The sequence below is a fragment of the Shimia sp. MIT910701 genome (assembly GCF_047126315.1).
GTDB lineage: Bacteria > Pseudomonadota > Alphaproteobacteria > Rhodobacterales > Rhodobacteraceae > Shimia.
This window is the reverse complement of the sequence record NZ_CP138953.1, coordinates 523121-547882: the sequence shown is the minus strand read 5'-3', so window position 1 is coordinate 547882 and position 24762 is coordinate 523121. Positions and strand designations below refer to the sequence as shown.

The window sequence follows — 24762 nt, the reverse complement described above, 5'->3', positions numbered from 1 at the left end:
GTGCAACAGAAAGGCACCGGCATGACCCAGGACAAGAAAAAGAAGAAGACCCGCCAGCAGGTCTACACGTTGCTCGTTCAGGTCGGGCGCAAAGACGGCGATGGCCTGCCGGACGAAGCCACCGGTGGCGCGCTGATGATCTATGCCAGCGGCGTGGACGAAGCCGAAGCGGTGCGCGAAACCGTGGCGATCCTTAAGCAGGCGGATTTGAACCCGCTGGACGTGACCGGCTATGGCACGATTGAAGAGCGCGAGGCGCAGGGCCACGAGATTGACGGGCAGGAACGCGGCCTTATGCAGCGTGCCCTGGACGAGAACTCCGTGGTCGTGGCGCAAATGACGCCCTTCTATCACGGAGAAGAATCCGAAGACGCTGCCGCGACCGAGCACTAAGGGCAAACTGATCGATCAGGCGGCGCGCTGGGCCGCCAAGGTGAGTGCATCAAACTCTCGCAAAACCGGATACGCTGTGCGCGCGTGCTCCGGCAAAAGTCGGCGGGGATATCCTGACAGGAGACTGGCGCTCAGCAAGTCCCGTCGACGGCGCATCCGCCCCACATCCATACTTTCCACATAGGTATCGGCGGCCAAAATCGCTTCGTGATTGGGCAACAGAAGCTGGCAATAGGTCACCAAAGGCGCAGTGCCGCCATTTTCCGCAGCATTGCCGTGCAGCAGATGCCCGGCCGGGACCAAGACAAACTCGGAGCCAAACATATACTCCACCCGACTGCCGCCAATCAGCAGACGCTGGGTTGGGCTGGTGACAATGTCGCGGCTGAGCCCAAAGTACGGGGCGCGCAACCGGATCGGGGCAAAATGCCCTGAGGCCGGTACGGTCCGGCGGATGTTGGCCAGAACCGGGACCAGATCACCAGAGGGTGTCTGCACCACGTCACCGCGTTTGAGGTCTCCCACCTTACGATAGCCCTGCGCGGTCATCACCGGGGTGTCTTCCGACAGGCTGGGCATGGGGCCAATCGGCTCAATGCGGTTTGAAAAGGCAATGTAGGACAGATCGCTGGACAGCACCCTTGCGTCATCGTCCTGCACAGTTTCCCGGATTTCCGCGGGTGTGAGTGCCACTGGGCGGGTCAAGGTCCGCACCGCCACACGCCAGGTGCCAGGCTGCTCCACTGCCAGACGGCCCACATTGGCTGGCACATCCCAAGAATAGGTCACCCGCAACACATCCGCGCGCCCGCCAGTGTCCAGATTGACCGCCACATGCGCCGTGCGGCTTCCGCGATTGAGCACCAGCACCACGCCACCGCCGGGCACCGCTTGCAAAGACAGGCGAAAGCCGCTGCCGGTTTGGGACGCCATACCCATAAGCGTTTGTGGTCGATCATAAGGCGACACCCGCGTTTCCACGACCATACTGCCCCGTGGCAACGGCGTGCCAGACAGCGCCTGAGGGGCTGTGGTGGCTGTCCCAAGCGGATGGGCCACGCCATTGAGGTCGCACAGGGCGTGCCGTTTGTCCCAAAGGGCAATCCAGCTCATCGTTTAGACCTCGCCAAAGGCAATTTGCGACAGAGTGGCCACCTCAAAACTGCGCAAGCCGCGCCGTGCCATTTGCCCGTAACCTTCGCCAGACACCGGATCGAGTTCTGGGAACAAGGCACAGATCTCTGCAACAATCTCTGGCTCAAAGCTGCTCGCGGTTTGTGGCCCAGGCAAGTAGCTCTCCGTCATCAGCTTTTCGGAATAAATGATCTGATGGTCATCAAATAGCAGATGCACATACTCCACCTCGCAACCGGGCACCTGGCGGATGGTCTTGTCATTGACCAGATCGCGCGCGGCCACCAAAACCTCTTCTTCGCCAAACAAGAGTTCGGCCCAGGCATTGCGGATCAGCACCCGATGCAGCGGAGAGAGCAACAGCTCGCGATGGTTGCCAAGGGTGTTGGCCATAATCCGGATCGGCGCCATGGCGCCTTCTGCCGCCACCTTGCGCCGACCAATCCAGCGCAGAGGTTGGGGGCCATTGTCCACGGTCTCCACCAAATCGCCCACATTCAGGCACTCAATGGGCACCTCACCAAATGGCGTGCGGATGAAGGTGCCCACTGTGAAACACGGTGCTTGATTGATCTTGATATAGCCAACATCGGTCGTGCCGTTGCCGTCATCAATGGTGTAGGTCAGGTTGACCTGCTCTTCGTCGCTGTCGCCCTCAAAGGTGATGGTGCCGTCGCCATTCACCGTAATGATCTGCCCGCTGGGCAAGGTGATCGGGCTGCCAACGGTGACCGGCTGCCCGGAAATATGTGTGATGGTGATCGAGTTGCCGGTGTTGTTCACGTCATTGGCCAGCACATCAATGGTGCGGGTGCCATCAATTGGCAGTTCCACCTCATCCGTGTTGGCAATCAACGACGTTTGAATCGAGTCCGCCGCAATCAACAGCGAGCTGTCATACCGGCTGTCGGACACATCGGCGACCACAATGCGGATGTCATTCATGCCTTCAACAATGTCAAAGGTCAGCGTCATGGTGAGGGTGAACCCATCCATCTCCGTGTTGTAGATCCCGCCTGTGTTGTTCACAAACAGGCTTTCGTTCTCACCATTGTTGATGTTGCCGGGGTCCACATCCCCATCGCCTATTTCCAGCGGCACATAGCTGCCGTTGATCGAGACTGCGACAAAGTCCTGATAAATTGAGTCGACGTATTCCGGGTATTCTTCGGAGGCAAAGACAAACTGCATCGTCATTTGCCCGGCTTCATTGGCGATGAACGACACATCCAGATAAGAGGCGTCATAGGTGTTGGTGCCGGCGACCGCGTTGAACTCTGGGTTGTTGTTCTCACCACTTGTGTCGGTGGAGCGGTCCGAACGCTGATTGTTGCCGCCCCAACGGTTGGAGAAGTTTCTCGCATGTCCCGTGGACAGGATCACCCCTTCGTCGCTGGGTGTAACGCCCGGAGAAACGCTGTCCCCATTGGTGTAAATCCCGGAGGAAGAGTTCTGCCCATTGTAGTCGGCGGAGACGATGGTCACGTCATCGCCAAAAATGGTTTCCGCCATATCCATGGCCGAAGCGCCGGTGTTTACGGGCAATCTGGGCATGTCTGCTCGCCTCATGTGTTTGAGGCACGCCACACAACAACGCCCACCTGCTCATGGGGCGCTCATACAGGTCTCGTCGCATTTCGAGATGCGTTTGTTGGAAACCCTTGGCTGTTTTAGCCGAACTGCTGGTGACCTGCCTCGGTCGATTTTTATTAACTCCAACTAAACAGCAAATTTTTCCGCTTGTTAAGAGGTGCCCCACCGCTTTGTGTTCCAAATGTGGCTTTCCGGTCCGCCGTGGCTGTGCCACAACCCTTGGCGCAAGCTTCTCAGACAAAGGACTCTCGCCATGACCAAGACCGATGCCGCACAGTTGACCGCAGATCTGATCCGCTGTCCCTCTGTGACGCCAGAGGAGGGCGGGGCGCTGGTCTTGCTTGAAAAGCTGCTGTCTGACGCTGGGTTTGACTGCATCCGCGTGGATCGCGGTGACGTTAGCAACCTGTTTGCCCGCTGGGGCCGCAAAGGCGACAGCAAGACGTTTGGGTTTAACGGCCACACCGATGTGGTGCCTGTCGGGGACGAGGCCGCCTGGACGGTGGATCCTTTTGGTGCGGAAATCAAAGATGGCATTATGTACGGCCGTGGCGCCACCGACATGAAATCCGGTGTCGCCGCCTTTGCCGCTGCCGCCATTGATTTTGTCACCAACACACCGCCAGAGGGCGCCATAATCCTCACAATCACCGGCGATGAAGAAGGCGACGCCATCGACGGCACCACCGCACTTCTGGACTATATGTCCACCGAACAGGAGCGTATGTCCGTCTGTCTGGTGGGCGAGCCAACCTGCCCCAACGAGATGGGCGAGATGATGAAAATTGGCCGTCGCGGCTCGATGACCGCCTATTTTACCTTCATCGGCAAACAAGGTCACTCCGCTTATCCGCACCGCGCCAACAATCCGCTGCCGGTGATGGCCCGCCTGATGGACCAGTTCTCCTCAGAGCCGCTGGACAACGGCACCGATCACTTTGATGCGTCCACCCTCGCAGTCGTCACCATGGACACCGGCAACCCGGCCACCAATGTGATCCCGGCAGAATGCAAAGCCACGCTCAACATCCGCTTCAACGACTCCCACTCCGGCGCGTCCCTTACAGAGTGGATGCAGGCAAAAGTAGACACTATTTCGGCGAAAACCGGTGTTGGCATCGACATGAAAGTCACCATCTCCGGCGAAAGCTTCATCACGCCTCCGGGTGAATTGTCCGAGCTGGTGGCCACCTCTGTAGAAGCTGAAACCGGCCGCCGCCCCGAGCTCTCCACCTCTGGCGGCACCTCGGACGCGCGCTTTGTTCAGCACCACTGCCCGGTGGTGGAATTTGGTCTCGTGGGCAAAACCATGCACCAGGTGGATGAGCAGGTGCCAGTTGCGCAAATTCATCAGCTCAAAGACATCTACAGCCGCATTTTGCGAGACTATTTTGCCTGAACGCCGCCCCAACCTTGTGGTGATGATCAAGGAACCGCGCCCGGGCCGTGTGAAAACCCGGCTCGGCCGCGACCTGGGCATGACCGCCGCCGCCTGGTGGTTTCGCCACCAATCCGCCGCGCTGCTGCGCCGTCTTGATGATCCACGCTGGAACCTGATCCTGGCCGTCGCCCCAGATCACACAGGCCTCACTTCCCGGGTCTGGCCTGCTCATCTGCCGCGCGTACCACAGGGTATCGGCAATCTCGGTGACCGCATGGCGCGGCAATTGCAGATACACCAGGGCCCCACCTGCATCATCGGAGCCGACATTCCCGGCATTCAGCCGTTTCACATCGCGCAGGGCTTCAAAGCGCTGGGCAATCATGATGCGGTTTTTGGCCCAGCCCCTGATGGCGGTTATTGGTTGGTTGGGCTGAAACATGCGCCGAAGCCCGGCCTCTTTGCCAATGTGCGCTGGTCTACGGAACACGCCTTGGCTGACAGCCGTGCCACGCTGCCCAATGCGCGCATCGCCACCATCGCCACGCTGGCGGACGTAGACACCGCTGCCGATCTGACGCGCTTCTAAGCATTCACTTTCCCCAAATATCCCGGGGTTGAATTGGGCCGCAGGCCCAAGAAGGGGCTGGCCCCTTTCCTTTCCCACGTGACGCCGCCCATCCCCCGTGCTAGGGCCAACCCATGCCTATGCCCAGCAAAGAGGAAGTCCTTGAGTGGATTTCCGAGAACCCGACCCTCACCTCCAAACGTGACATTGCCAAAGCCTTTGGCATCAAAGGGGCTGCGCGCATCGACCTGAAGCGCCTTCTCAAAGAGCTGGAGGCCGAAGGGCACCTGCAGAAACGGCGCAAGACCTACCGCGATCCGGAAAGCCTGCCGCCCGTCACTGTGCTGCAAATCCTTGAGGCAGATGCCGATGGCGATCTCTTTGCCCGCCCATTGGAGTGGTACGGCGAAGGGGAGGAGCCCAAGATTTTGGTGCTGCCCCGGGCGTCCGACCCGGCGCTGGGCGCGGGCGACCGCATTCTGGGGCGTCTGACCAAGCTGGACAACGGCGACATCCAGTATGAGGCGCGTCTTATCCGCCGCATAGGCACCAACCCACGCCGCGTGCTCGGCATGTTCCGCAAAACCGCCGAGGGAGGCCGCATCCTGCCCATCGACAAGGGCGACGGCAAAGAATGGTCGGTGGCCTCCGATCAAACCCATGGCGCCAAAGACGGCGAGCTGGTTGAGGCCGAACAATCCGGCCCCAAAGGGCGCCTTGGTTTGCCCCGTGCCCGTGTTGTGGCGCGCATTGGGGATCCCACCGCACCCAAGGCCGTGAGCCTGATTGCCATCCACCAACATGGCATCCCGGACACTTTCCCGGATGAGGTCATATCAGAGTCTGATAAGGCCAAACCGGCGCCCTTGGGCCAACGTGAAGATTTGCGGGACATGCCGTTTGTCACCATCGATCCAGCCGACGCGCGGGACCACGATGATGCCTGCTGGGCGCATGCGGATGACGATCCCAAAAACGACGGCGGCCACGTGCTCTGGGTCGCGATTGCCGATGTGGCGCATTACGTGCGATCCGACACCGCGCTGGACCGCGAGGCCCTCAAACGCGGCAACTCCAGCTACTTCCCGGATCGTGTGGTGCCGATGTTACCGGACCGGTTGTCTGGCGACCTTTGCTCTCTGCACGAAGGCGTGCCTCGTGCGGTGCTGGCGCTGCGCATTCAGATCGACAGCAAGGGCAAAAAGATCGGCCATCGGTTCACGCGGGCCATGATCCGCTCTGTGGCCTCGCTGAACTATGGCGAAGTGCAACAGGCGCAGGATGGCCATCCAAACGAGCGCTGCGCGCCGTTGATGGATGAGATCATCAGCCCGCTCTACGCAGCATATGAGGCTCTAATCAAGGCAAAAGCTGAACGTCAGCCGCTGGCGCTTGACCTGCCGGAACGCAAAATTGAGCTTTCTGACGCTGGCGAAGTCACCTCTGTGAACTTCAGGGATCGGTTTGACGCGCACAAACTTGTCGAAGAGTTCATGGTGCTCTCCAATGTCTGTGCCGCTGAAACGCTGATTGCCAAAAAATCCCCGCTGCTGTTCCGCGTGCATGAGGAGCCGAGTCCGGAGAAACTCAACGCCCTGCGCGACACCGCCCAAGCCGCTGGCCTGACGCTGGCCAAAGGTCAGGTGCTGCAAACCCGGCATTTGAATCAGCTGTTGGATGCCGCCGCGGGCACGGAACAGGCCGAACTGATCAACATCTCCACCCTGCGCTCCATGACACAGGCCTATTACGCGCCATCTAACTTCGGCCACTTCGGCCTCGCGCTGCGCGCTTATGCCCACTTCACCTCCCCGATCCGGCGCTATGCAGACTTGATCGTGCACCGCGCCCTGATATCGGCGCACGGCTGGGGGGATGACGGTTTGACCCCCGAGGCCACCGACGTTCTCGAAAAAACCGCCACGCATATTTCGGACACCGAACGCCGTTCGATGCTGGCGGAACGGGACACCACGGATCGCTACCTCGCCGCCTATATGTCTGAGCGCATCGGCAATGAGTTTACCGGCCGGGTGAGTGGTATTGCCCGCTTTGGTGTGTTTGTGAAGCTGGATGAAACCGGCGCTGATGGCCTGATCCCAATGCGGGAACTGGGGCGCGAGTATTTCCACTTTGACAGCGAGACCAACACGCTCACCGGATCGGACACGGGCATCGTGATTGGCCTCGGCCAACGTGTGACCGCGCGCTTGACCGAAGCTGCGCCGGTGACCGGTGGCATCGCGTTGGAGTTGATTTCTCTGGATGGCGAGCTGGTCAAACGCGCCGGTCGTGGTGGCGGAAAAGGGCGAGGCCGGGGTGGCCCCAGCCGCCGCAAGGCCACCAAGGCAAAGCACAAGGCGGCCAAGACCAAACGCAAGGTCACTCGGCGGCGGCGTTAAACGCGGACATCACCCGCGCCGGATCGGGGTAAATCGCCGCCCGCACCCGCGCCACATAGGCCGTCAGCGCGGGCCGCGCCTCAACCGCTTTGCGCAGGTCGGTGGCCATCGGCAGGGTCAGAATCATATCCAACACTGGCGCGACCGCCGCATCTGCGGCTGTTGGCGTGTCGCCAAACAGGAACGACAGGCCATCGAGCTTCGCGTCAATCACCTCCAGATCTTTGTCAAATCGCGCCTGCCGGTCTTCGGGTGAGAACCGCGCGATGCCTTCAGACATCAAGCCGGCCCGCACATGATCGCGCGCCTCTTCCGCTGCCTGATCCCGCATCGGCGCAGGTACAGCGGCAAAGAAAATCTCCTTCATCACGCTCCAACACTCGTCATTTAGCCAGCGGTCATGCACCAACCCAAGCCGCAGGCTCTCTTCCACGGTGCGGATTAGCGCGTGGGTTGCCGCCTTCTCAATCCGGCTCAGACCCGGCATGAAATCTGCACCTTTAGACTCTAAATAGGCCTGAATGTTGTGGCTGTCCGGAATCAAGTCACCGCCAACCCGGGCCACGGGCACCTTGCCGAGAGGCAGCGCTTCAAAGTCCTGGATCAGCTCCGGCTGCCAGTCGACCTTGGCCATTTCCAACAGGCACATGGCCTTCAGGCAGAAAGGCGAATGGGTTGGAAACTGCGCGTCGCCGGGGAAAACAATAAGATGCATGGGAACTCTCCACTGATTGATTGTGGAGCCTGTCTTAACCACCCCTCTTGCCAGTTTCTGTCAGTAGAGTGCAGTATCCCAAAATCATGAGCCGCACCGACCGACTGTTCCAACTCATGCAGGCCCTGCGCGACCTGCCGCCCCCCGCCACCGCGCAAGCTTTGGCGCAAGAAACCGGCGTGTCCGAGCGCACAATTTACCGCGACATTGACAGCCTGCGCAGTCTGGGCGCGGTAATCGACGGCGAAGCTGGGTTTGGCTTCACCCTTATTGAAGACGCCACTTTACCGCCTTTGGGTTTTGTGCCGGAAGAAATTGAGGCGCTGGTGGTCGGGCTCAAAGAGGTCATGGAAGTGGCCGATCCTTCCTTGGCGAAAGCGGCACAAACGGCTCTAACCAAGCTGAAATGGCGCCTTCCAGAGGCCCAGGCCCACCGATTAAAACATGCGGTGTTGACCGCCAAACGCTTCCACAAGCCCCCCGAGATCACCATCAATGCGGGCGCCCTGCGCCAAGCCGCCTGGGAGGAACAGACCGTGGCCTTTGACTATGGCGATGCAGAAGGCCGACGGACAACGCGCGAAGTCGATCCGCTCTCCATCGTCTTCATGCAGAATGTGCATTGCCTTCTGGCCTATTGCCACCTGCGCGCAGACTATCGCGCCTTCCGCCTGGATCGCATGGATAACCTCAGTCTGAGCGACCGCTCCTTCCGCCCACGCCGCATTCCCATGCTGCGAGAGTTCAAAGCGCGATTGCAGGCGGAAATAGACGTATCGGCAAATCCCCGCGCCTCCAGCTGAGAGCGCTTTTGCCGCCCCCATCCCCGCGCTACACTTACTCAAAACAGGCAGGGAAAGTTGTGATGCGCATATCTGGTTTCGTGGTGAGTTTGGTTATTGGCACCGTCGTCGCGTCTACGGTCACTGCCGGGGCACCGTCCCAGTCTCTGCGCCCCGTGCTGCGCCCTTTGGCGGATGCTTTGGCGGCGCAACAACCCATTGAAGCTGCCGCCTCCACAAAAGGCCTGCAACGCTGGATTAAAGGCTACAAATCACGCGCGCTTAAGGCGGGGATCAGTGCTGTGGTGTTTGATCAGGCCTTTCAAGGCGTTCAGTACAACGCCGACATTATCAAGAAAGACCGCAATCAAAACGAGTTCACCAAGACCATTTGGGATTACCTGGACAGCGCTGCCTCCGACGCCCGTATCCGCAACGGCAAAGCTGCATTGAACAAACACAATGCCACGCTGCAGAAGATCGAAAAGCGCTACGGCGTCGATAAGGAGGTTGTGGTCGCAATCTGGGGTCTGGAGAGCGCCTATGGCACCTTCAAAGGCAGCACGCCGGTCATCGAAGCTTTGGCGACCTTGGCCTATGACGGGCGGCGCGGCGATTTCTTTGAGGAACAACTCACCGCCGCGCTCAGCATCCTGCAAAACGGGGATGTCACCGCGCAAAACATGAAAGGCAGCTGGGCCGGCGCCATGGGCCACACTCAGTTTATGCCCACGTCGTTCCAGTCCTACGCCGTGGATTTCACCGGCGATGGCAAGCGTGACATCTGGTCGGGCGACCCAACCGATGCTTTGGCGTCCACTGCCGCCTATCTCAAGCATTTCGGATGGAAGAAGAACCAGCCCTGGGGCGTGGAAGTGAGATTGCCCAAAGGGTTTGACTATGCCTCTGCCAACCGCGAGAACCTGAAGAACCCCAGCGAGTGGGCGCGTCTTGGCATCAAGGACATGCGTGGCCGTGCGGTGCCCAACCATGGCAAGGCGTCCATCCTTTTGCCGGCCGGTGCGCAGGGCGCAGCTTTCATGATCTTCCAGAATTTTGACGTGATCGAGCACTACAACACGGCGGATGCTTATGTGATTGGCGTCGGCCATCTCAGCGACCGCATCATGGGCGGCCCCGCCATTCAAGGAGCCTGGCCTCGTGGCGACCGCGCATTGACCTACAAGGAGCGGATCGAGCTGCAAAAACGCCTGACCAAAGCTGGCTTTGACACCAAAAAGATCGACGGCAAGATTGGCCCGCTCACCATCGCCGCTGTGCGGGAGTATCAACGCGCCGAAGGCATGGTGCCAGACGGATATGCGTCTCTAACCCTGCTGAAAACCTTGCGCTAAGACATGAGAAAAGGCGCGTCCTGATCCGGCGCGCCTTTTGTTGTGTCTGGGGCAGTCTGGCTTACTCGCGGCCGCTGATCACAATCACCTCGGTGCCCAGAGGCACCTGCTCATAGAGCTGTTCGATGTGCCAGTTGGCCATGCGGATACAGCCGTTGGAACTTGGCGTGCCAATTGACTGCGGTGCGGTGGTGCCATGGATGCGGAACAGCGTGTCGCGGCCGTTCTGGTACAAATACATCGCCCGCGACCCCAGCGGGTTGTTTGGCCCACCCGGCATGCCGTCTTCGTATTTGGCGTAGGCCGGATTGCGCTCGATCATCTCTTGTGTTGGACGCCAGCTGGGCCATTCCACCTTGCGCTCAATGGTGGCACGGCCGGAGAAGTTCAGACCTTCTTGCCCAATTGCCACGCCATAGCGGATCGCGTTGCGCTCATCCTGCATGTGGTAGAGGTGGTAAGAGGCCAGCACCACAACAAGCTGTCCTGGCTGGAAGCCGTATTTCTTCTTCACCCGCACCTCTTTGGGTTTCAGGTGCTCCATCAATTCAAACTCACCACCTTGGGCGGCACGCAGGACATGGGGGGTGGCAAGAAGGCTGGCGCCAGCGGCAAGGAAGTAACGTCTATGCATAAGTACTCGTTCCGTTTACGTGCAAAATCTATGCCACAGACGTGACAGCGGACAAAGTCGGGAGTGCCCGACTTTGTCCATGTTGCTCAAAATGTGCTGTGAAATCCCTAACGGGGTTTAGCTCGGGGACATGCCCCGCAGCCGCTCAGACCGACGGCGCAGCATTTCCACGGTGGCGAGCAGCAGGATCGAGATGCCAACCAGGATCGTGGCCACCGCCAGAATGGTTGGGCTGATCTGCTCGCGCAGGCCGGTGAACATCTGCCATGGCAGGGTTTTCTGACCGGCTGAGCCGACAAACAGCACCACCACGACCTCATCAAACGACGTGATAAAGGCAAACAGGCCACCGGAGATCACGCCAGGCAGGATCAGGGGCATCTGCACGCGGAAGAAGGTGGTCACCGGATTGGCACCCATATTGGCCGCCGCCCGTGTCAGGGAGCGGTCAAAGCCCACCAGCGTGGCGGTCACGGTGATGATCACAAAGGGAATGCCCAGAACCGCGTGTGCCAGGATCACTTTCACGTAGCCCACAAAGGTTTTGTTCAGGCCCAGCGTGGCTTCCATCCAGTTGCCGATCTGGCTGTAGAAGAAGAACATGCCGGTGGCGGAAATGATCAGCGGCACAATCATTGGCGAAATCAGGATCGCCATGATCGCGCGGCGGCCCGGCACATGCGCCTGGCTTAGGCCAATCGCGGCCAAGGTACCCAAGCTCACCGAGATGACGGTGGCAACAGGTGCAATGATCAGCGAGTTCTTGAAGCTCCGCTGCCATTCGTTGTTGGTGAAGAAGTCTTGATAGTGCTTTAGCGAGTAACCCGCCGGATCGAGCCGCAGCATTTCTGGGGTGAAGGTGAAGAAGTCCTGCGCGTTAAACGACAGTGGCATCACCACCAGCACCGGCGTGATCAGGAACACAAAAATCGCGCCACAAATCACACGGAAGCTGTAGTGCCACAGCACTTGGCCAGGGGTCAGATACGGCAACAGGCGCGCGCGGTAGCGGCCTTCGTAGAGCCAGTAGGTGAACCAGTGGATGAACCAGCCATAAAGCAGCCCGATCAGAGCCGCCGCAATGCCGCCACCAAAAACAAAACCCAACACGCCAAACAGCGCGATGTTGATCCATTTGGACAGGGCTTCGTTTTTTAGCACGTTGATGTAGACCACGGCCAGGATAACCGCCATCGCGGCGCCAATCAGAACGCCGAGCAGGCCAGAGCCATTGGCGGTGCCAACAAAGAGACCAAAGAAGCCCCCTGCCGCTGCGACCGTGGGCAGCACCAGAGACATAGGTTTGCGGGAAATTGGAGTGAGTGCAGCCATGGTTCTTATCCCAATTTCACGTTGTCGATGCCGACGATCTTGTCATAGGCCCAGTAGAGGATCAGCACGACCGCCAGCAGGATGGTTCCCAACGCCGCAGCGAGGCCCCAGTTCAGGGAGGTCGAGATGTGGAAGGCGATCCGGTTGGAGATGAACACCCCTTTGGTGCCGCCCACCAGTTCCGGCGTGATGTAGTAGCCAATCGCCAGAATGAACACGAGGATCGAGCCCGCGCCAATGCCCGGTACGGACAGCGGGAAGTAGACCCGCCAGAAGGCCGTCCAATTGGTTGCGCCCATGGATTTAGCCGCGCGCAGGTAGGTCGGTTGGATGGTCTGCATCACCGAATACATCGGCAGGATCATGAACGGCAGCAGGATGTGGGTCATCGCAATGATGGTACCGGCTTGGTTGTTGATCATCACCAGTCGGGTGTCATCGGCCACAAGACCAATCCACACCAGCACGTCATTAATCACACCTTGCTGTTGCAACATCACTTTCCAGGCCGAGGTCCGCACCAACAGCGAGGTCCAGAAGGGCAGCAACACCAGGATCATCAAAAGGTTGGCTTTGGAAGACGGCAGATTGGCGAGCAGCCAGGCCACCGGATAGGCCAAAGCGATGCAAGCAGCAGTGATCGCCAGCGACATGATCAAGGTGCGCTTGAACAGCGTGAAGTAGATACGCTCGTTCTCCGGCCGGATTTCAGCGCCGTCAGGCCCCTTTTGCATATCCGCGGCATTCAGGAAGTAGCCGTTGGTGTATTTCGGGCTGTAGGTCTGGATGGTACGCCAGACATTGGGATCACCCCAACCTTTGGCAATATCGATGAACTTCTCTTTGTACGGCCCATCTTTTTCCACGTCCCACTTCTTGGCTTTGCGCCCGGCTTTGCGGAACAGGGAGCTGATGCCCGGGGTTTCGTAGTTCAAGCGGCTACCCACGCGGGTGTGGGTCTTGGCGTTGGACGCCACGTAAAGGTCCGCGGCCAACGCGGCATAGACCGCTTCATCGGGCGCTTCGCCAGAGGCGGCGTCCCAGTCCTGAAGCGCAATCACAGTTTTTGGCAGTGTGTTTGCGACAATGTCATTCTCAACCGAACGGAACAGCATCTGTCCAATCGGGATAATGAAAGTCAGCAAAACAAAGGCCAGCAAAGGCGTAATCAAAGCCAGCGCACGGATTTTTTGCATGCGCAACGCGCGGTTCAAGCTTTTTTTCAACGGCGTGCCGTCGGCCGCAAGCATCGGGCCGGTTTGGGTTGAATCGCTCATTGATGGTCCCCGTCACAGAATTTCCGGATTGCCGTTGTGTCTCGGCGGTTTTTGTCCGGTTGGGTCAGGGAGGCGGTGGCCGCCTCCCTGTAAAGTCATAGCAAGTGGATTACTTGGACAGCCACGCCTGGAACTTCGCGTCCAGATCGTCACGGTTGTCGGCCCACCACTCGTAGTCATAGATGTGCACGTTGCCAGCGTTGGCTGGGTCGGTTGGCATATGTGGTGCCATGTCGATGCCCAGCTCGGCGTGCTTGCCCACCAGCGGTGCGGAAGATGCACGTGCCGGACCGTAGGAGATGTACTTCGCCTGATCCGCCAGACGCTGGGTGTCAGTTGCGAAATACAGGTAGTCCAGAGCCGCTTGCTTACGCTCTGGGGACAGGCCCGCTGGGATGATCCAGCCGTCCAGGTCGAAGGACTGCATGTCCCACAGCATACCGATAGGCTGGTTCTGCTCTGCAATGGCAGAGAACAGACGACCGTTGAAGGTCGACCCCATCACAACTTCGCCGTCAGCCAGCAGCTGAGGGGTTTCCGCGCCTGCGGTCCACCACACAACCTGGTCTTTGATGGTGTCCAGCTTTGCCAGCGCACGATCCACACCTTCTGGGGTGCTCAGAGTGTCGTAGATGGCGTCTTTATCAACACCGTCGCAGTACAGAGCCCATTCCATGTTGTCGATTGGGCGCTTCTGCAGGGAGCGCTTGCCAGGATAGGTCTCCAGGTCAAACACGTCACAAACAGTGGTTGGGGCTTTGTCGCCAACCATGTCGGTGCGGTAACCGAAGGTCGTGGAGTACACGATCTGCGGTACGAAGCAGTCGCTGACGATCAGATCGCCGAAGTCATCGGAGGCAGAGGTGCCATCAGGTGCTGCTGCCAGAACCGCATCGTGATCCAGCTCTTCTGCCAGACCTTCGTCGCACAGACGCATCGCGTCGGAGGCCACAACGTCTACAACGTCCCAGGTCACGTTGCCGGCTTCGTTCATCGCGCGGATTTTCGCCACGGCTTCAGCAGAGCTGTCGTCGTTGATGATGTTGATGCCGGTTTTTGCAGTGTAGGGCTCGTGATAGGCGAGCTGCTGCGACTTGGAGTATGCACCACCCCAAGACACGATGGTCAGTTCTTGCGCAATAGCGGCTGGTGCCACCAGTGCGGTCGTGACAGCAAGCGCAGTCATCTTTGTTTTCATTGGATACACTCCTTGTTGAATTCTTAAGTCAGGTCTTATTGGCCCGGATCTTACGCCCGGTTGGTGCGCGCCAGCCCGTTCAGGCGTCCAGCGCGCGGCAATCTTCAGGCAACCAGCCAATCTCGATCTGCTGACCCGGGGTCAGACGATCCACATCCGGTGCGTTCCGGGTTTTGATGATGAACTCATCATTGCCGGCCACGGACAGACGTGTGCGGAAGATGTCACCCATATAGATGAACTCTTTCACTTCGGCTTTCAGCGTGTGGGCGCCTTCCTGAATCCGGTCTTTGTTGTACTCAACACGTTCCGGACGGATCGACACGCGGGTGCGGGCCCCCGGCTTCACACTTTCATGCACTGGCTTACAGTCGATCAGCTCGCCGTCATCCAGTTCCACCAAAGCTACGCCGTTGTTGATCTCTTTGACAAGACCTTCCAGCGTGTTGTTCTCGCCGATGAACTGCGCCACGAAGCTGTTTTGCGGCTCTTCATAGAGCGTGTCAGGCGGATCCAGCTGCTGAATACGGCCATCGTCAAACACCGCCACACGGTCAGACATGGTCAACGCCTCTGTCTGGTCGTGAGTCACATAAACGGTGGTGATGCCGAGGTTGTGTGCCAAGTTGGTGATCTCAAACTGCATCTTTTCGCGCAGCTGCTTGTCGAGCGCGCCCAGCGGCTCATCCATCAGCACCAGCTCGGGTTCAAACACCAGCGCCCGCGCCAGCGCGATTCGCTGTTGCTGACCACCGGACAATTGTGCCGGACGGCGGCCGCCAAAGGCGCCCATCTCAACCATGTCCAAGGCGCGCTTGATTTTCTCTTCGCGCTCGGTTTTGCCCATCTTACGCACTTCCAGTGGGAAGCTCAGGTTCTCCGCAATCGTCATATGCGGGAACAGCGCGTAGTTCTGGAACACCATGCCAATGCCCCGTTTGTGGGGCGGGATGTTGTTGATCGAGGTGCCACCCAGTCGGATGTCCCCATGTGTTGCGGTTTCAAAGCCTGCCAACATCATCAGGCAAGTTGTCTTGCCTGAGCCTGATGGCCCCAACATGGTCAGAAACTCACCTTTCGGCAGGCTTAGGTTCAGATCTTTGACGACGAGGGTCTCACCATCATAGCTCTTTTGCACGCGGTCAAATTCGACAAACGCGTCGTTCGATGCACTATCAGCCAAAAAATCGGCTCCCTGTGTTGTCCGTCGGCAGATTTGCTCTGCTCGTCTGTTTCAAGTGTAACCACACCTGAGCTTGAATGCGCAAGCCAGCATTCCGTATGGGAAAGTCTGCCAGCCTATCGGAAGGCCCGACGTCGGTTTGCGACACATTGATGACGATTTTCGCCAATTATGATCAAATGGTAAACCCATAAGTATGCAAAATGCCGAAGTTTTTCCGCCCAAAGTTGCAAAGCCTCCGTTAGAGCGGACAATAAAAAAACCCGAAGCGATGCTCCGGGTTCTTTAAGTTTGCGCAAACAATGGGCAGATTATTTATAGAGCCCCTCGGCTTTGATCTGTTCATAGGTCAGGTCCAGCGCCCGAGTCGCGCGCTCGATCAGCACGTCTACCTCGTCACGGGTCATCACAAGGGGTGGGGAAATGATCATGCGATCACCCACATGACGCATTACGAGATTGTTGCCAAAGCAGTGCTCGCGGCATTTGTAGCCCACGGTGCCCGCTTCGGCTTCAAACGGGGCACGGGTTTCCTTGTTGGGAGTCAGTGCAATCGAGCCCATCATGCCAACAATCTTGGCTTCCCCCACCAGCGGGTGATCGGCCAGCGCTTCCCATTTCTCTTTCAGATACGGCGCCACATCATCGCGCACATGCTCAACGATCTTCTCTTCTTCGAGAATACGTAGGTTCTCCAGCGCCACAGCACAGGACACAGGGTGGCCGGAGTAGGTGTAGCCGTGGTTGAATTCGGTTGCACCGACCACTTCGGCGACTTCGTCACAGACAATGCTGCCGCCAATCGGCGCATAGCCGGAGGACAGGCCTTTGGCGATCGACATGATGTGCGGCTTGATGCCCACCGTTTGGCTGCCAAACCAATTGCCGGTCCGGCCAAAGCCACAGATCACTTCATCTGCGATCAGCAGGATTTCATATTTGTCGCAGATGCGCTGGATTTCCGGCCAGTAGGTCTCTGGCGGCACAATCACACCACCCGCACCCTGGATCGGCTCGGCGATAAAGGCTGCCACGCGGTCTTCGCCCAACTCAAGAATAGCCTCTTCCAGCTCTTGCGCGCGCTGCAGGCCAAACTCTTCCGGAGACATGTCGCCACCTTCGGCCCACCAGTTTGGCTGGTTGATGTGGTGCACATCCGGAATCGGCAGACTGCCCTGCTGATGCATGGGCACCATGCCGCCCAGGCTCGCGCCGGCCACTGTGGAGCCGTGATAGGCGTTTTTGCGGCTTATGAAGATGGTCTTGGACGGCTTGCCTTTGGCAGACCAGTAGTGTCGCACCAGACGCAGGTTGGTGTCATTCGCTTCCGAGCCGGACCCGGCATAGAACACATGGTTCAGATCGCCCGGCGCCAGTTGCGCCAGCTTTGCCGACAGGGCAATCACCGGCACATGGGTGGTTTTGAAGAAGGTGTTATAATACGGCAGCTCTTTCATCTGCCGCGCCGCCACCTCGGCCAACTCTTCGCGGCCATAGCCGATGTTCACACACCACAGACCGGCCATCGCATCGAGGATCTGCTCGCCTTCGCTGTCGGTCAGCGTCACGCCTTTGGCTTGGGTGATCACCCGCGCGCCGGTGTCGTGAAAATCGTTCTGCGTGGAAAACGGGTGCATATGGTGCGCCACGTCCAGCGCCTGGAGCTCCGCAGTGGGCAAGTGATTGGTGATCGCGTTCATGGCAAACCTCGCAACAGAATCAGGGTGGGCAAAACGGCTAAATCACCGCTTCACATCTCTTGCCATGAAAATATGATCAAATTCTGATTAGTCAATCGTGTCGCTAAATGCGGTCCCATCCAGCAGCGCGGCGCGGATCTGTTCCATGCCTTGAACCACATCTTCACGCATCGCATCGGCGGTCGCTTGCCCATCTTTAGCCTTCAAAGCGTCCAGCGCGGTCTTGTGATTGTCTGGCAAATTCTGCGTGCCCATACGTCCGCAAACCACCCGCATCGACGGGCCGAATCGCAGCCAGACAGAGTTGGCCACATCCATCAGAATCGGCGCATTGGCCACGGCATATAGCTTCGCGTGAAAGGCATAGTTCTGGCGCAAATAGGCGGACACATCGCCCCGCGTGATCGCCTCATCCACCTGCCCGTCAATCTTCTCCAGCGCCGCAATATCTTGTGCTGTAATCTTTTCTGCCGCATGGGAAGCCAGCCGGGATTCCACCGTTTCTCTTAGGAAAATAAGGTCGTCAATCGCATCGGCTGTCAGCATCGGAACCACCACCCGGCGGTTGCCGCGGAACTCCAGTGCCCCTTCACTGGTCAGGCGGCGAATCGCCTCCCGAATAGGGGTCATGCCAGCACCGGTGCGTTCGATCAAACCCTGGATTGTGACCGCCTGACCCGGCGCCAATTCGCCAAACAACACCGCGTCACGCAATTGCGCATAGACCTGCTGATGCACCGGGACGCGAGGCGTGTTTTCGTCGCTGTGTTCAAAACCTTGTCCCAATTTCCCAGTGCCTTCCATTTGTGCAAACCAATCCTCAAAGCGATGTGCTAGAACGTATATTCATCGGCAAAATGCACAAGCATATTGCCATAACGCAAAAACTTGATCAAATTAATCTCACAGAATGCGACCGGGTCTGAACCTGGCGTCCAACGGGAGAACATCATGAAGACATCCTTCATCGCACTCGCGGCCTCACTGGCAATTGGTGCAACTGCGGCCACCGCCGAAGAGGTGCGTGTTTACAACTGGTCTGATTACATCGACGAAGAACTGCTGACCAAGTTTCAGGACGAAACCGGCATCAAGCTGATCTACGACGTGTTTGACAGCAACGACGTTCTGGAAACCAAAATGTTGGCGGGCAACTCCGGCTACGACGTGGTTGTGCCATCCGGCACCTTCCTGCAGCGTCAGATCGCGGCAGGCGCGTTCCAGAAGCTCGACAAATCCAAACTGTCCAATTCCGGTAACATGTGGGACGTGATCGCCGACCGTACCAGCAGCTACGATCCCGGTAACGAGTACTCCATCAACTATATGTGGGGCACCACCGGCATCGGTGTGAACGTTGGCAAAGTGAAAGAAGTGCTGGGCGAAGATGCCCCAGTCGGATCGCTCGCGCTGATCTTTGATCCGGCCAACATGGAAAAGCTGGCGTCTTGCGGCGTGCACGTGCTGGACGCGGCGGATGAAATGATCCCGGCGGCGCTGGCGTATCTTGGCGAAGACCCTGATAGCCACGACCCAGACGTGATTGCCAAGACCGAACCTCTGTTCACCGCGATTGCCCCTTACATTCAGAAGTTCCACAGCTCCGAGTACATCAACGCACTGGCCAACGGCGACATCTGCGTGGCAGTGGGCTGGTCTGGCGACATTCTGCAAGCGCGTGACCGTGCGGACGAAGCCGAAAACGGTGTAGAAATCGCCTACAACGCCCCATCTGAGGGCGCGCTGATGTGGTTTGACCAAATGGCGATCCCGGCGGACGCGCCAAACGCCGAAGCCGCGCATAAGTTCCTGAACTTCATCATGGACGCGCAGAACATGGCGGATGCCTCCAACTACGTTTACTACGCCAACGGCAACAAGGCGTCTCAGCCGCTGTTGGAAGAAGACGTGATCGGCGATCCGGCGATCTACCCAGATGAAGCCACACTGGAAAATCTCTACACCACCTCGCCGTACCCACCAAAAGTACAGCGCGTCGTGACCCGTATGTGGACCAAAATCAAATCCGGCACCTAAGCCCGATTGACCCAGGCTCGCGCAGGCGCTGCGCGGGCCTATTTTGACTTCTCCAACACTGCCGGAGCCTGCCATGGCGCTTGATGTCTTTGCCCCTTGGGATGATCCCAACGCAAAACCCCTCATTCAGTTTCAGAACGTGACCAAACGCTTTGGTGATTTTACGGCGATTGATGATCTGACCGTGGACATCTTCGAGAAGGAGTTCTTTGCCCTTCTTGGTCCGTCCGGCTGTGGCAAAACCACGATGATGCGCATGCTCGCCGGTTTTGAAACGCCCACCGAAGGGCAAATCCTTCTGGCGGGTGAGGACATTGGCCCGGTGCCGCCTAACAAGCGCGCCGTGAACATGATGTTCCAGTCTTACGCGCTGTTCCCGCATCTCTCGATCTGGGAAAACATCGCCTTTGGCCTGCGTCGCGACAAGATGCCCAAGGACCAGATTGGTGAACGCGTCGAAGAGATGCTGCGCCTGACCCGACTGGAGAAATTTGCCCGTCGCAAACCGCACCAAATCTCCGGTGGCCAGCGTCAGCGTGTGGCCCTTGCGCGGTCTCTGGCGAAAGCCCCCAAACTGCTGCTGCTCGACGAACCGCTCGGTGCGCTCGACAAAAAGCTGCGCCAGGAAACGCAGTTCGAGCTGATGGACATTCAGGAAACCACCGGCACCACCTTTGTGATTGTGACCCACGATCAGGAAGAGGCGATGACCGTGGCGAGCCGCGTGGCGGTGATGGATCACGGCAAGATCATTCAGGTGTCCACACCGGATGTGATCTATGAGGCGCCCAACTCCACCTATGTCGCGGACTTCATTGGCGACGTGAACCTGCTTTCCGGCAAGGCCGATCCGCAAGGCGACAAGCTGCACATGCACTGGGCCGAAGGCCAGCCCGCCGTGGTGGGATCTCCGCTGGAAGGGGCTATCAAAGGGCAGGATGTGCACTACGCAATTCGACCCGAAAAAGTCTCTATTTCGGCTGAAAAGCCCGAAAATGCTGCCAACGCCATCCAGGGCGAAGTGCATGACATCGCCTATCTTGGCAACATCTCGACCTACCATGTGCAGCTGCCGGGGGGCCAAATCATCAAAGCGCAATCCGCCAACAACCGCCGTATTTCTCGCCGCGCGTTTACTTGGGAAGACAAGGTGTGGCTCAGCTGGACAGACACCGCCGGTGTCTTCCTGGAGCGCTAAGCCATGCGCCGCCTGCTGATTGCCATACCGTATCTCTGGCTTCTGGCACTCTTCATTGTGCCGTTTGTCATTGTCTTCAAAATCTCCCTGTCCGATCTGGCGGTGGCGATCCCGCCCTACACGCCAACTTTGGACATTGCAGAGGGTTGGGCAGGGTTCAAAGCCTTCCTCGCGGAGCTGGATTTTGAGAACTACATCTGGCTGACCGAAGATGCGCTTTATTGGAAGGCCTACCTTTCCAGCCTCAAGATTGCGGTGATTTCGACTCTGTTTACACTGCTCGTCGGCTATCCCATCGCCTACGGCATGGCCCGCGCACCGGAAGAATGGCGCGCTATGCTGTTCATGCTGGTGATCCTGCCGTTTTGGACCAGCTTCCTGATCCGCGTGTACTCGTGGATGGGCATCCTAAGCCAAGAGGGCTACCTAAATCAGGTGCTTCTCTGGATTGGCGTGATCAACGAGCCTCTTGTGATCCTCAACACCAACATCGCCGTCTACATCGGCATTGTGTACACCTACCTGCCGTTCATGATCCTGCCGATCTACGCAGCTTTGGAAAAGCTCGACATCAGCCTCTTGGAAGCCGCCGAAGACCTCGGCTGTTCGCGGTTCTCCGCCTTTTGGCTGGTGACGATCCCGCTCTCCAAACAGGGCATCATCGCCGGCAGCTTCCTGGTTTTCATTCCGACCATCGGCGAATTTGTGATCCCATCGCTCTTGGGCGGCTCGCGTACCCTGATGATTGGTAAAGTCCTCTGGGAGGAGTTCTTCTCCAACCGCGACTGGCCGGTGGCCTCCGCCGTGGCCGTGGTGCTCTTGCTGATCCTGATCATCCCCATCGTGCTCTTCCAGCGCAACGAGCAAAAACAGCGGGAGGCCGACCAATGAGACGTATGACCTGGTTCAACGTCACCTCGCTGACGTTTGGCTTTGCCTTCCTGTATTTGCCGATGGTGATCCTCATCATCTTCAGCTTCAACGAAAGCAAACTCGTCACTGTTTGGGCTGGATTCAGCACGAAATGGTACGGTGAAGTGCTGCGCAACACGGCCTTTCTGGACGCCGCCTGGGTGACCGTGAAGGTCGCCTTCCTAAGCTCCTGCCTCGCCACCATCCTGGGCACCATGGCCGCCATCGTCATGGTCCGCGCCGGTCGTTTTAGAGGCCGCACACTGTTCTCCGGCATGATTTACGCCCCCATGGTGATGCCCGAAGTCATCACCGGCCTCTCTCTGCTCTTACTGTTCATCAGCCTCGGCATGGACCGCGGCGTTTTCACTATCGTTCTGGCGCATACCACCTTTGCTATGTGCTACGTCTCCGTCGTGGTCAGCTCGCGCCTGGTGAGCTTTGACCAAAGTCTGGAAGAAGCCGCGCTCGATCTTGGCTGTTCGCCAGTACAAGCCTTCCGTCTCGTGACCCTGCCGATCATTGCCCCTGCGGTGATTTCCGGCTGGCTCCTGGCCTTCACCCTGTCGCTGGATGATCTGGTGATCGCCTCGTTTACTTCCGGCCCCTCGGCCACCACCTTGCCGATGAAGATCTGGTCTTCGGTGCGTCTTGGCGTGAGCCCGGAAATCAACGCGCTATCCACCATCATGATCCTCGTGGTGGCGATTGGCGTGATCACCGCCTCGCTGATTAACAAGCGCAACGTGATGCGCCAGCGGCGTGAGGAAGAGGCGGCAGACAAGCTGGCATGAAACGCATCTGCGACCCGTTTGCCTACTCGGATGGACCGGTAGAAGACAGCTTTTGGGCTGAAACAGTGCCTGTTTCGGCCCGCTCCGCTCTGTCGGGCAACGTCACCACAGAAGTCGCGATCATCGGCGCGGGGTTCACCGGTCTCAACGCCGAGCTGAAACTGGCCGAGGCGGGCGTCGACGTCACCGTGCTGGACGCCAAACAGGTTGGCTGGGGCGCGTCTGGACGCAACGGTGGATTCTGTTGTCTGGGCGGTGCCAAAGCATCTTATCAGTCTCTAAAAAGACGCTTTGGCGAGACGGCGTTGTCTGACTACATGTCTGCCGAACGCGCCGCCGTCGATCACGTCGACGGCCTTCTGGCGCGGTTTGGCTGGGATGTAGACCGGCACAGTGACGGCGAAACCATGTTGGCGCACAACGCCCGCGCCGCCGCAGGCTTTGCGCAAGAGGCCGAAGAGCTTGCCACGCTCTACAAAAAGCCAATCGACGTGATCGCCAAAGAAGACCTCGCGGATCGCGGCTTTGGTGGTGGGTTTTACGGGGCGATCACGACGCCTATCGGTTTTGCCCTCAATCCACGAAAATACGTGTCTAACTTGGCCCAATCCGCTGAAAACGCTGGTGCTACAGTTTATGGCGATACGCCCGTGTTAGAGACCAATATACAGGGCGGCCTGTGGCAACTCACCACTCCACAAGGTCAGGTCACCGCCAAAAAACTGGTGATTGCTACAAATGGCTATTCCAGCGAAACGACCCCGCAATGGCTCGCGGGTCGCTTCCTTCCGGCACAATCCAGCGTGATTGTCACGCGACCGATCTCACCAGAGGAGCAGACCGCGCAAGGCTGGACCTCGCGACAAATGTCCTATGACAGCCGCAACCTGCTGCATTACTTCCGCCTGATGCCGGACAACCGCTTTCTGTTTGGCATGCGCGGGGGGCTCTCAACCTCCAAGCGCACCAGCGACCAGATCAAGCTGCGCATCCGTCAGCATTTTGAGCGGCTCTTCCCCGCTTGGGCACACATCGAAACGCCGTATTACTGGTCCGGGTTTGTCTGCTACAGCCGCGGCCAAACGCCTTTTGCCGGTCGCGTTCCCGGGGTGGACAACCTCTATGCGGGCTTTGCCTACCACGGTAACGGCGTCGCCATGGGCAGCTATGCGGGCGCTTTGATTGCGCAAGACATCCTGCAGGAATCGACCCTAATGCACCCGGAAATCATGCGCGCCACGCCGGGGCGGTTCCCCTTTGGTCGCTTCCGGCGCTTGGCGATGTACCCGGGCTATCTCTACTACGGCCTCAAAGATCTCTGAAGCGCCGCCACTTCCAGCTGTAACCCCTCGCCATACGCGGGGCGGTCATTCTCAACCTGCCACAGGCAATAGGACGCCATGCGGGCATGATAAAACGGCGCCAACCGGCGATAGCGCGCACTCACGTCGCCATCGCCATAAGCAGCCAAAAAGGCATCAATATCGGTCTCTAACAAGGGGGACTGCCGGTACAGATGTTGCATCGCTGGAGACAGAAACACCGCAATGTCCTCACAAGGATCACCCTCCGCTGGACATTGCCAGTCTATCAGGTGCAACCCGTCCTCACTCTGGATCAGGTTGCCGGGCACAATATCGCTGTGCAACAGCGCGGTTTGCCCGGATGGGGGCACCACCTCATCGGGCAGGTCGGACAAAAACTGCGGAATCTTTTCACAGCGCCCGATAATCTCAAGCGTCTGCGTAATTAAAGCGGCTGAGCCGTTAGCCACCCGACGCAGCCCCATCGGCGCCGCAAGGCCATGAAGTTTGCGCATGAGTGTGGCAACGGATTGCACACCCGTCTGCCAGGTGTGCCCAGGGACATGTGCATAGACATTGCAAGTGCCCAGATCAGTCACAAATCCAGCCAAAAACGCCGGTGATAGCCCAGTCGGCTGCAAGTGTCGCAGCAGCGTCGCTTCGGCCTCTGGGTCATTTGGGAACAACGGATTGCGCGCGGGACCGGCGTAAAGCTTCAGTACGATGTCGCCGTGATCGGCGCATTCCCCGTGCCAAGCCGTGTTGGTGCGCCCGCCAAACAACGGATGCCAGGCCTGTGGCACCGCACGCGCAGGCAGCGCGTCGGCCAAAGCCGCAATCACGGCATCAGGTGGGGCAGGGGGCAGATCA

General features: G+C 58.6%; 22 protein-coding genes. 11 read left to right on the top strand and 11 right to left on the bottom strand.

Annotation, left to right across the window (positions count from 1 at the left end):
* Positions 1–21: 21 nt before the first annotated feature.
* Positions 22–393, top strand: coding sequence for a hypothetical protein (locus SIB38_RS02625; protein ID WP_412551280.1), 372 nt, complete (start codon positions 22–24; stop codon positions 391–393).
* 15 nt (positions 394–408) lie between these two features.
* On the opposite strand, the gene SIB38_RS02620 is transcribed toward SIB38_RS02625, so the two are convergent.
* Both SIB38_RS02620 and SIB38_RS02615 read right to left on the bottom strand, forming a co-directional pair.
* A complete protein-coding gene (locus SIB38_RS02620) occupies positions 409–1506 on the bottom strand; it encodes a Hint domain-containing protein (RefSeq protein ID WP_412551279.1) in 1098 nt (365 codons plus the stop codon).
* 3 nt (positions 1507–1509) lie between these two features.
* On the bottom strand, positions 1510–3081 hold the full coding sequence (locus SIB38_RS02615) for a Hint domain-containing protein (protein WP_412551278.1): 1572 nt from the start codon (positions 3079–3081) through the stop codon (positions 1510–1512).
* A 292-nt stretch (positions 3082–3373) separates the two neighbouring features.
* On the opposite strand from SIB38_RS02615, the gene dapE reads away from it, so the two are divergent.
* The 3 genes from dapE to rnr all read left to right on the top strand — a co-directional run bounded on the left by dapE (position 3374) and on the right by rnr (position 7471).
* Positions 3374–4519: a succinyl-diaminopimelate desuccinylase gene (dapE, locus tag SIB38_RS02610; RefSeq protein ID WP_412551277.1), complete on the top strand. Its 1146-nt coding sequence runs from the start codon at positions 3374–3376 to the stop codon at positions 4517–4519.
* 22 nt (positions 4520–4541) lie between these two features.
* Entirely contained in the window at positions 4542–5090 is a 549-nt protein-coding gene (locus SIB38_RS02605; RefSeq protein ID WP_412551276.1) for a DUF2064 domain-containing protein, read from the top strand.
* Between the two features lie 113 nt (positions 5091–5203).
* Entirely contained in the window at positions 5204–7471 is a 2268-nt protein-coding gene (gene rnr / locus SIB38_RS02600; RefSeq protein WP_412551275.1) for a ribonuclease R, read from the top strand.
* Here the strand turns inward: rnr and SIB38_RS02595 are convergent.
* Positions 7452–8186, bottom strand: coding sequence for a glutathione S-transferase family protein (locus SIB38_RS02595; protein WP_412551274.1), 735 nt, complete (start codon positions 8184–8186; stop codon positions 7452–7454). The two genes, rnr and SIB38_RS02595, sit on opposite strands and share 20 nt — an antisense overlap.
* Positions 8187–8272: 86 nt before the next feature.
* On the opposite strand from SIB38_RS02595, the gene SIB38_RS02590 reads away from it, so the two are divergent.
* Both SIB38_RS02590 and SIB38_RS02585 read left to right on the top strand, forming a co-directional pair.
* Entirely contained in the window at positions 8273–8989 is a 717-nt protein-coding gene (locus SIB38_RS02590) for a helix-turn-helix transcriptional regulator (RefSeq protein ID WP_412551273.1), read from the top strand.
* 62 nt (positions 8990–9051) lie between these two features.
* On the top strand, positions 9052–10323 hold the full coding sequence (locus SIB38_RS02585; RefSeq protein ID WP_412551272.1) for a lytic murein transglycosylase: 1272 nt from the start codon (positions 9052–9054) through the stop codon (positions 10321–10323).
* 61 nt (positions 10324–10384) lie between these two features.
* On the opposite strand, the gene SIB38_RS02580 is transcribed toward SIB38_RS02585, so the two are convergent.
* The 7 genes from SIB38_RS02580 to SIB38_RS02550 form a co-directional block, all read right to left on the bottom strand.
* The gene (locus tag SIB38_RS02580; protein ID WP_412551271.1) at positions 10385–10957 is read right to left on the bottom strand and encodes a L,D-transpeptidase; all 573 of its coding nucleotides are present in this window, start codon (positions 10955–10957) and stop codon (positions 10385–10387) included.
* Between the two features lie 117 nt (positions 10958–11074).
* Positions 11075–12289, bottom strand: a complete 1215-nt coding sequence (locus SIB38_RS02575) for an ABC transporter permease (protein ID WP_412551270.1) — start codon at positions 12287–12289, stop codon at positions 11075–11077.
* A gap of 5 nt (positions 12290–12294) precedes the next feature.
* Positions 12295–13566, bottom strand: coding sequence for an ABC transporter permease (locus SIB38_RS02570; RefSeq protein WP_412551269.1), 1272 nt, complete (start codon positions 13564–13566; stop codon positions 12295–12297).
* A gap of 109 nt (positions 13567–13675) precedes the next feature.
* Positions 13676–14764 carry an extracellular solute-binding protein gene (locus SIB38_RS02565; protein WP_294115490.1) on the bottom strand — a complete coding sequence of 363 codons (1089 nt, stop codon included), beginning with the start codon at positions 14762–14764 and terminating at the stop codon, positions 13676–13678.
* 79 nt (positions 14765–14843) lie between these two features.
* The gene (locus SIB38_RS02560) at positions 14844–15947 is read right to left on the bottom strand and encodes an ABC transporter ATP-binding protein (RefSeq protein ID WP_294115492.1); all 1104 of its coding nucleotides are present in this window, start codon (positions 15945–15947) and stop codon (positions 14844–14846) included.
* A 311-nt stretch (positions 15948–16258) separates the two neighbouring features.
* On the bottom strand, positions 16259–17647 hold the full coding sequence (locus tag SIB38_RS02555; protein ID WP_294115494.1) for an aspartate aminotransferase family protein: 1389 nt from the start codon (positions 17645–17647) through the stop codon (positions 16259–16261).
* An 87-nt stretch (positions 17648–17734) separates the two neighbouring features.
* A complete protein-coding gene (locus SIB38_RS02550; protein ID WP_294115495.1) occupies positions 17735–18451 on the bottom strand; it encodes a GntR family transcriptional regulator in 717 nt (238 codons plus the stop codon).
* 147 nt (positions 18452–18598) lie between these two features.
* Between SIB38_RS02550 and SIB38_RS02545 the strand changes: the two genes are divergently transcribed.
* The 5 genes from SIB38_RS02545 to SIB38_RS02525 all read left to right on the top strand — a co-directional run bounded on the left by SIB38_RS02545 (position 18599) and on the right by SIB38_RS02525 (position 23910).
* Positions 18599–19684, top strand: a complete 1086-nt coding sequence (locus SIB38_RS02545) for a polyamine ABC transporter substrate-binding protein (RefSeq protein ID WP_412551268.1) — start codon at positions 18599–18601, stop codon at positions 19682–19684.
* 73 nt (positions 19685–19757) lie between these two features.
* Positions 19758–20882 carry an ABC transporter ATP-binding protein gene (locus SIB38_RS02540; protein ID WP_294115498.1) on the top strand — a complete coding sequence of 375 codons (1125 nt, stop codon included), beginning with the start codon at positions 19758–19760 and terminating at the stop codon, positions 20880–20882.
* Between the two features lie 3 nt (positions 20883–20885).
* Complete coding sequence (locus SIB38_RS02535; RefSeq protein WP_412551267.1) at positions 20886–21773, top strand: ABC transporter permease subunit; 888 nt, start codon at positions 20886–20888, stop codon at positions 21771–21773.
* Positions 21770–22588, top strand: coding sequence for an ABC transporter permease (locus SIB38_RS02530; protein ID WP_412551266.1), 819 nt, complete (start codon positions 21770–21772; stop codon positions 22586–22588). Before SIB38_RS02535 ends, SIB38_RS02530 begins: the two co-directional genes overlap by 4 nt.
* Positions 22585–23910: an NAD(P)/FAD-dependent oxidoreductase gene (locus SIB38_RS02525; RefSeq protein ID WP_412551265.1), complete on the top strand. Its 1326-nt coding sequence runs from the start codon at positions 22585–22587 to the stop codon at positions 23908–23910. Before SIB38_RS02530 ends, SIB38_RS02525 begins: the two co-directional genes overlap by 4 nt.
* Here SIB38_RS02525 and SIB38_RS02520 read toward each other — a convergent pair.
* The gene (locus SIB38_RS02520) at positions 23889–24722 is read right to left on the bottom strand and encodes a phosphotransferase (RefSeq protein WP_412551264.1); all 834 of its coding nucleotides are present in this window, start codon (positions 24720–24722) and stop codon (positions 23889–23891) included. The genes SIB38_RS02525 and SIB38_RS02520 overlap by 22 nt on opposite strands.
* Between the last annotated feature and the right edge of the window lie 40 nt (positions 24723–24762).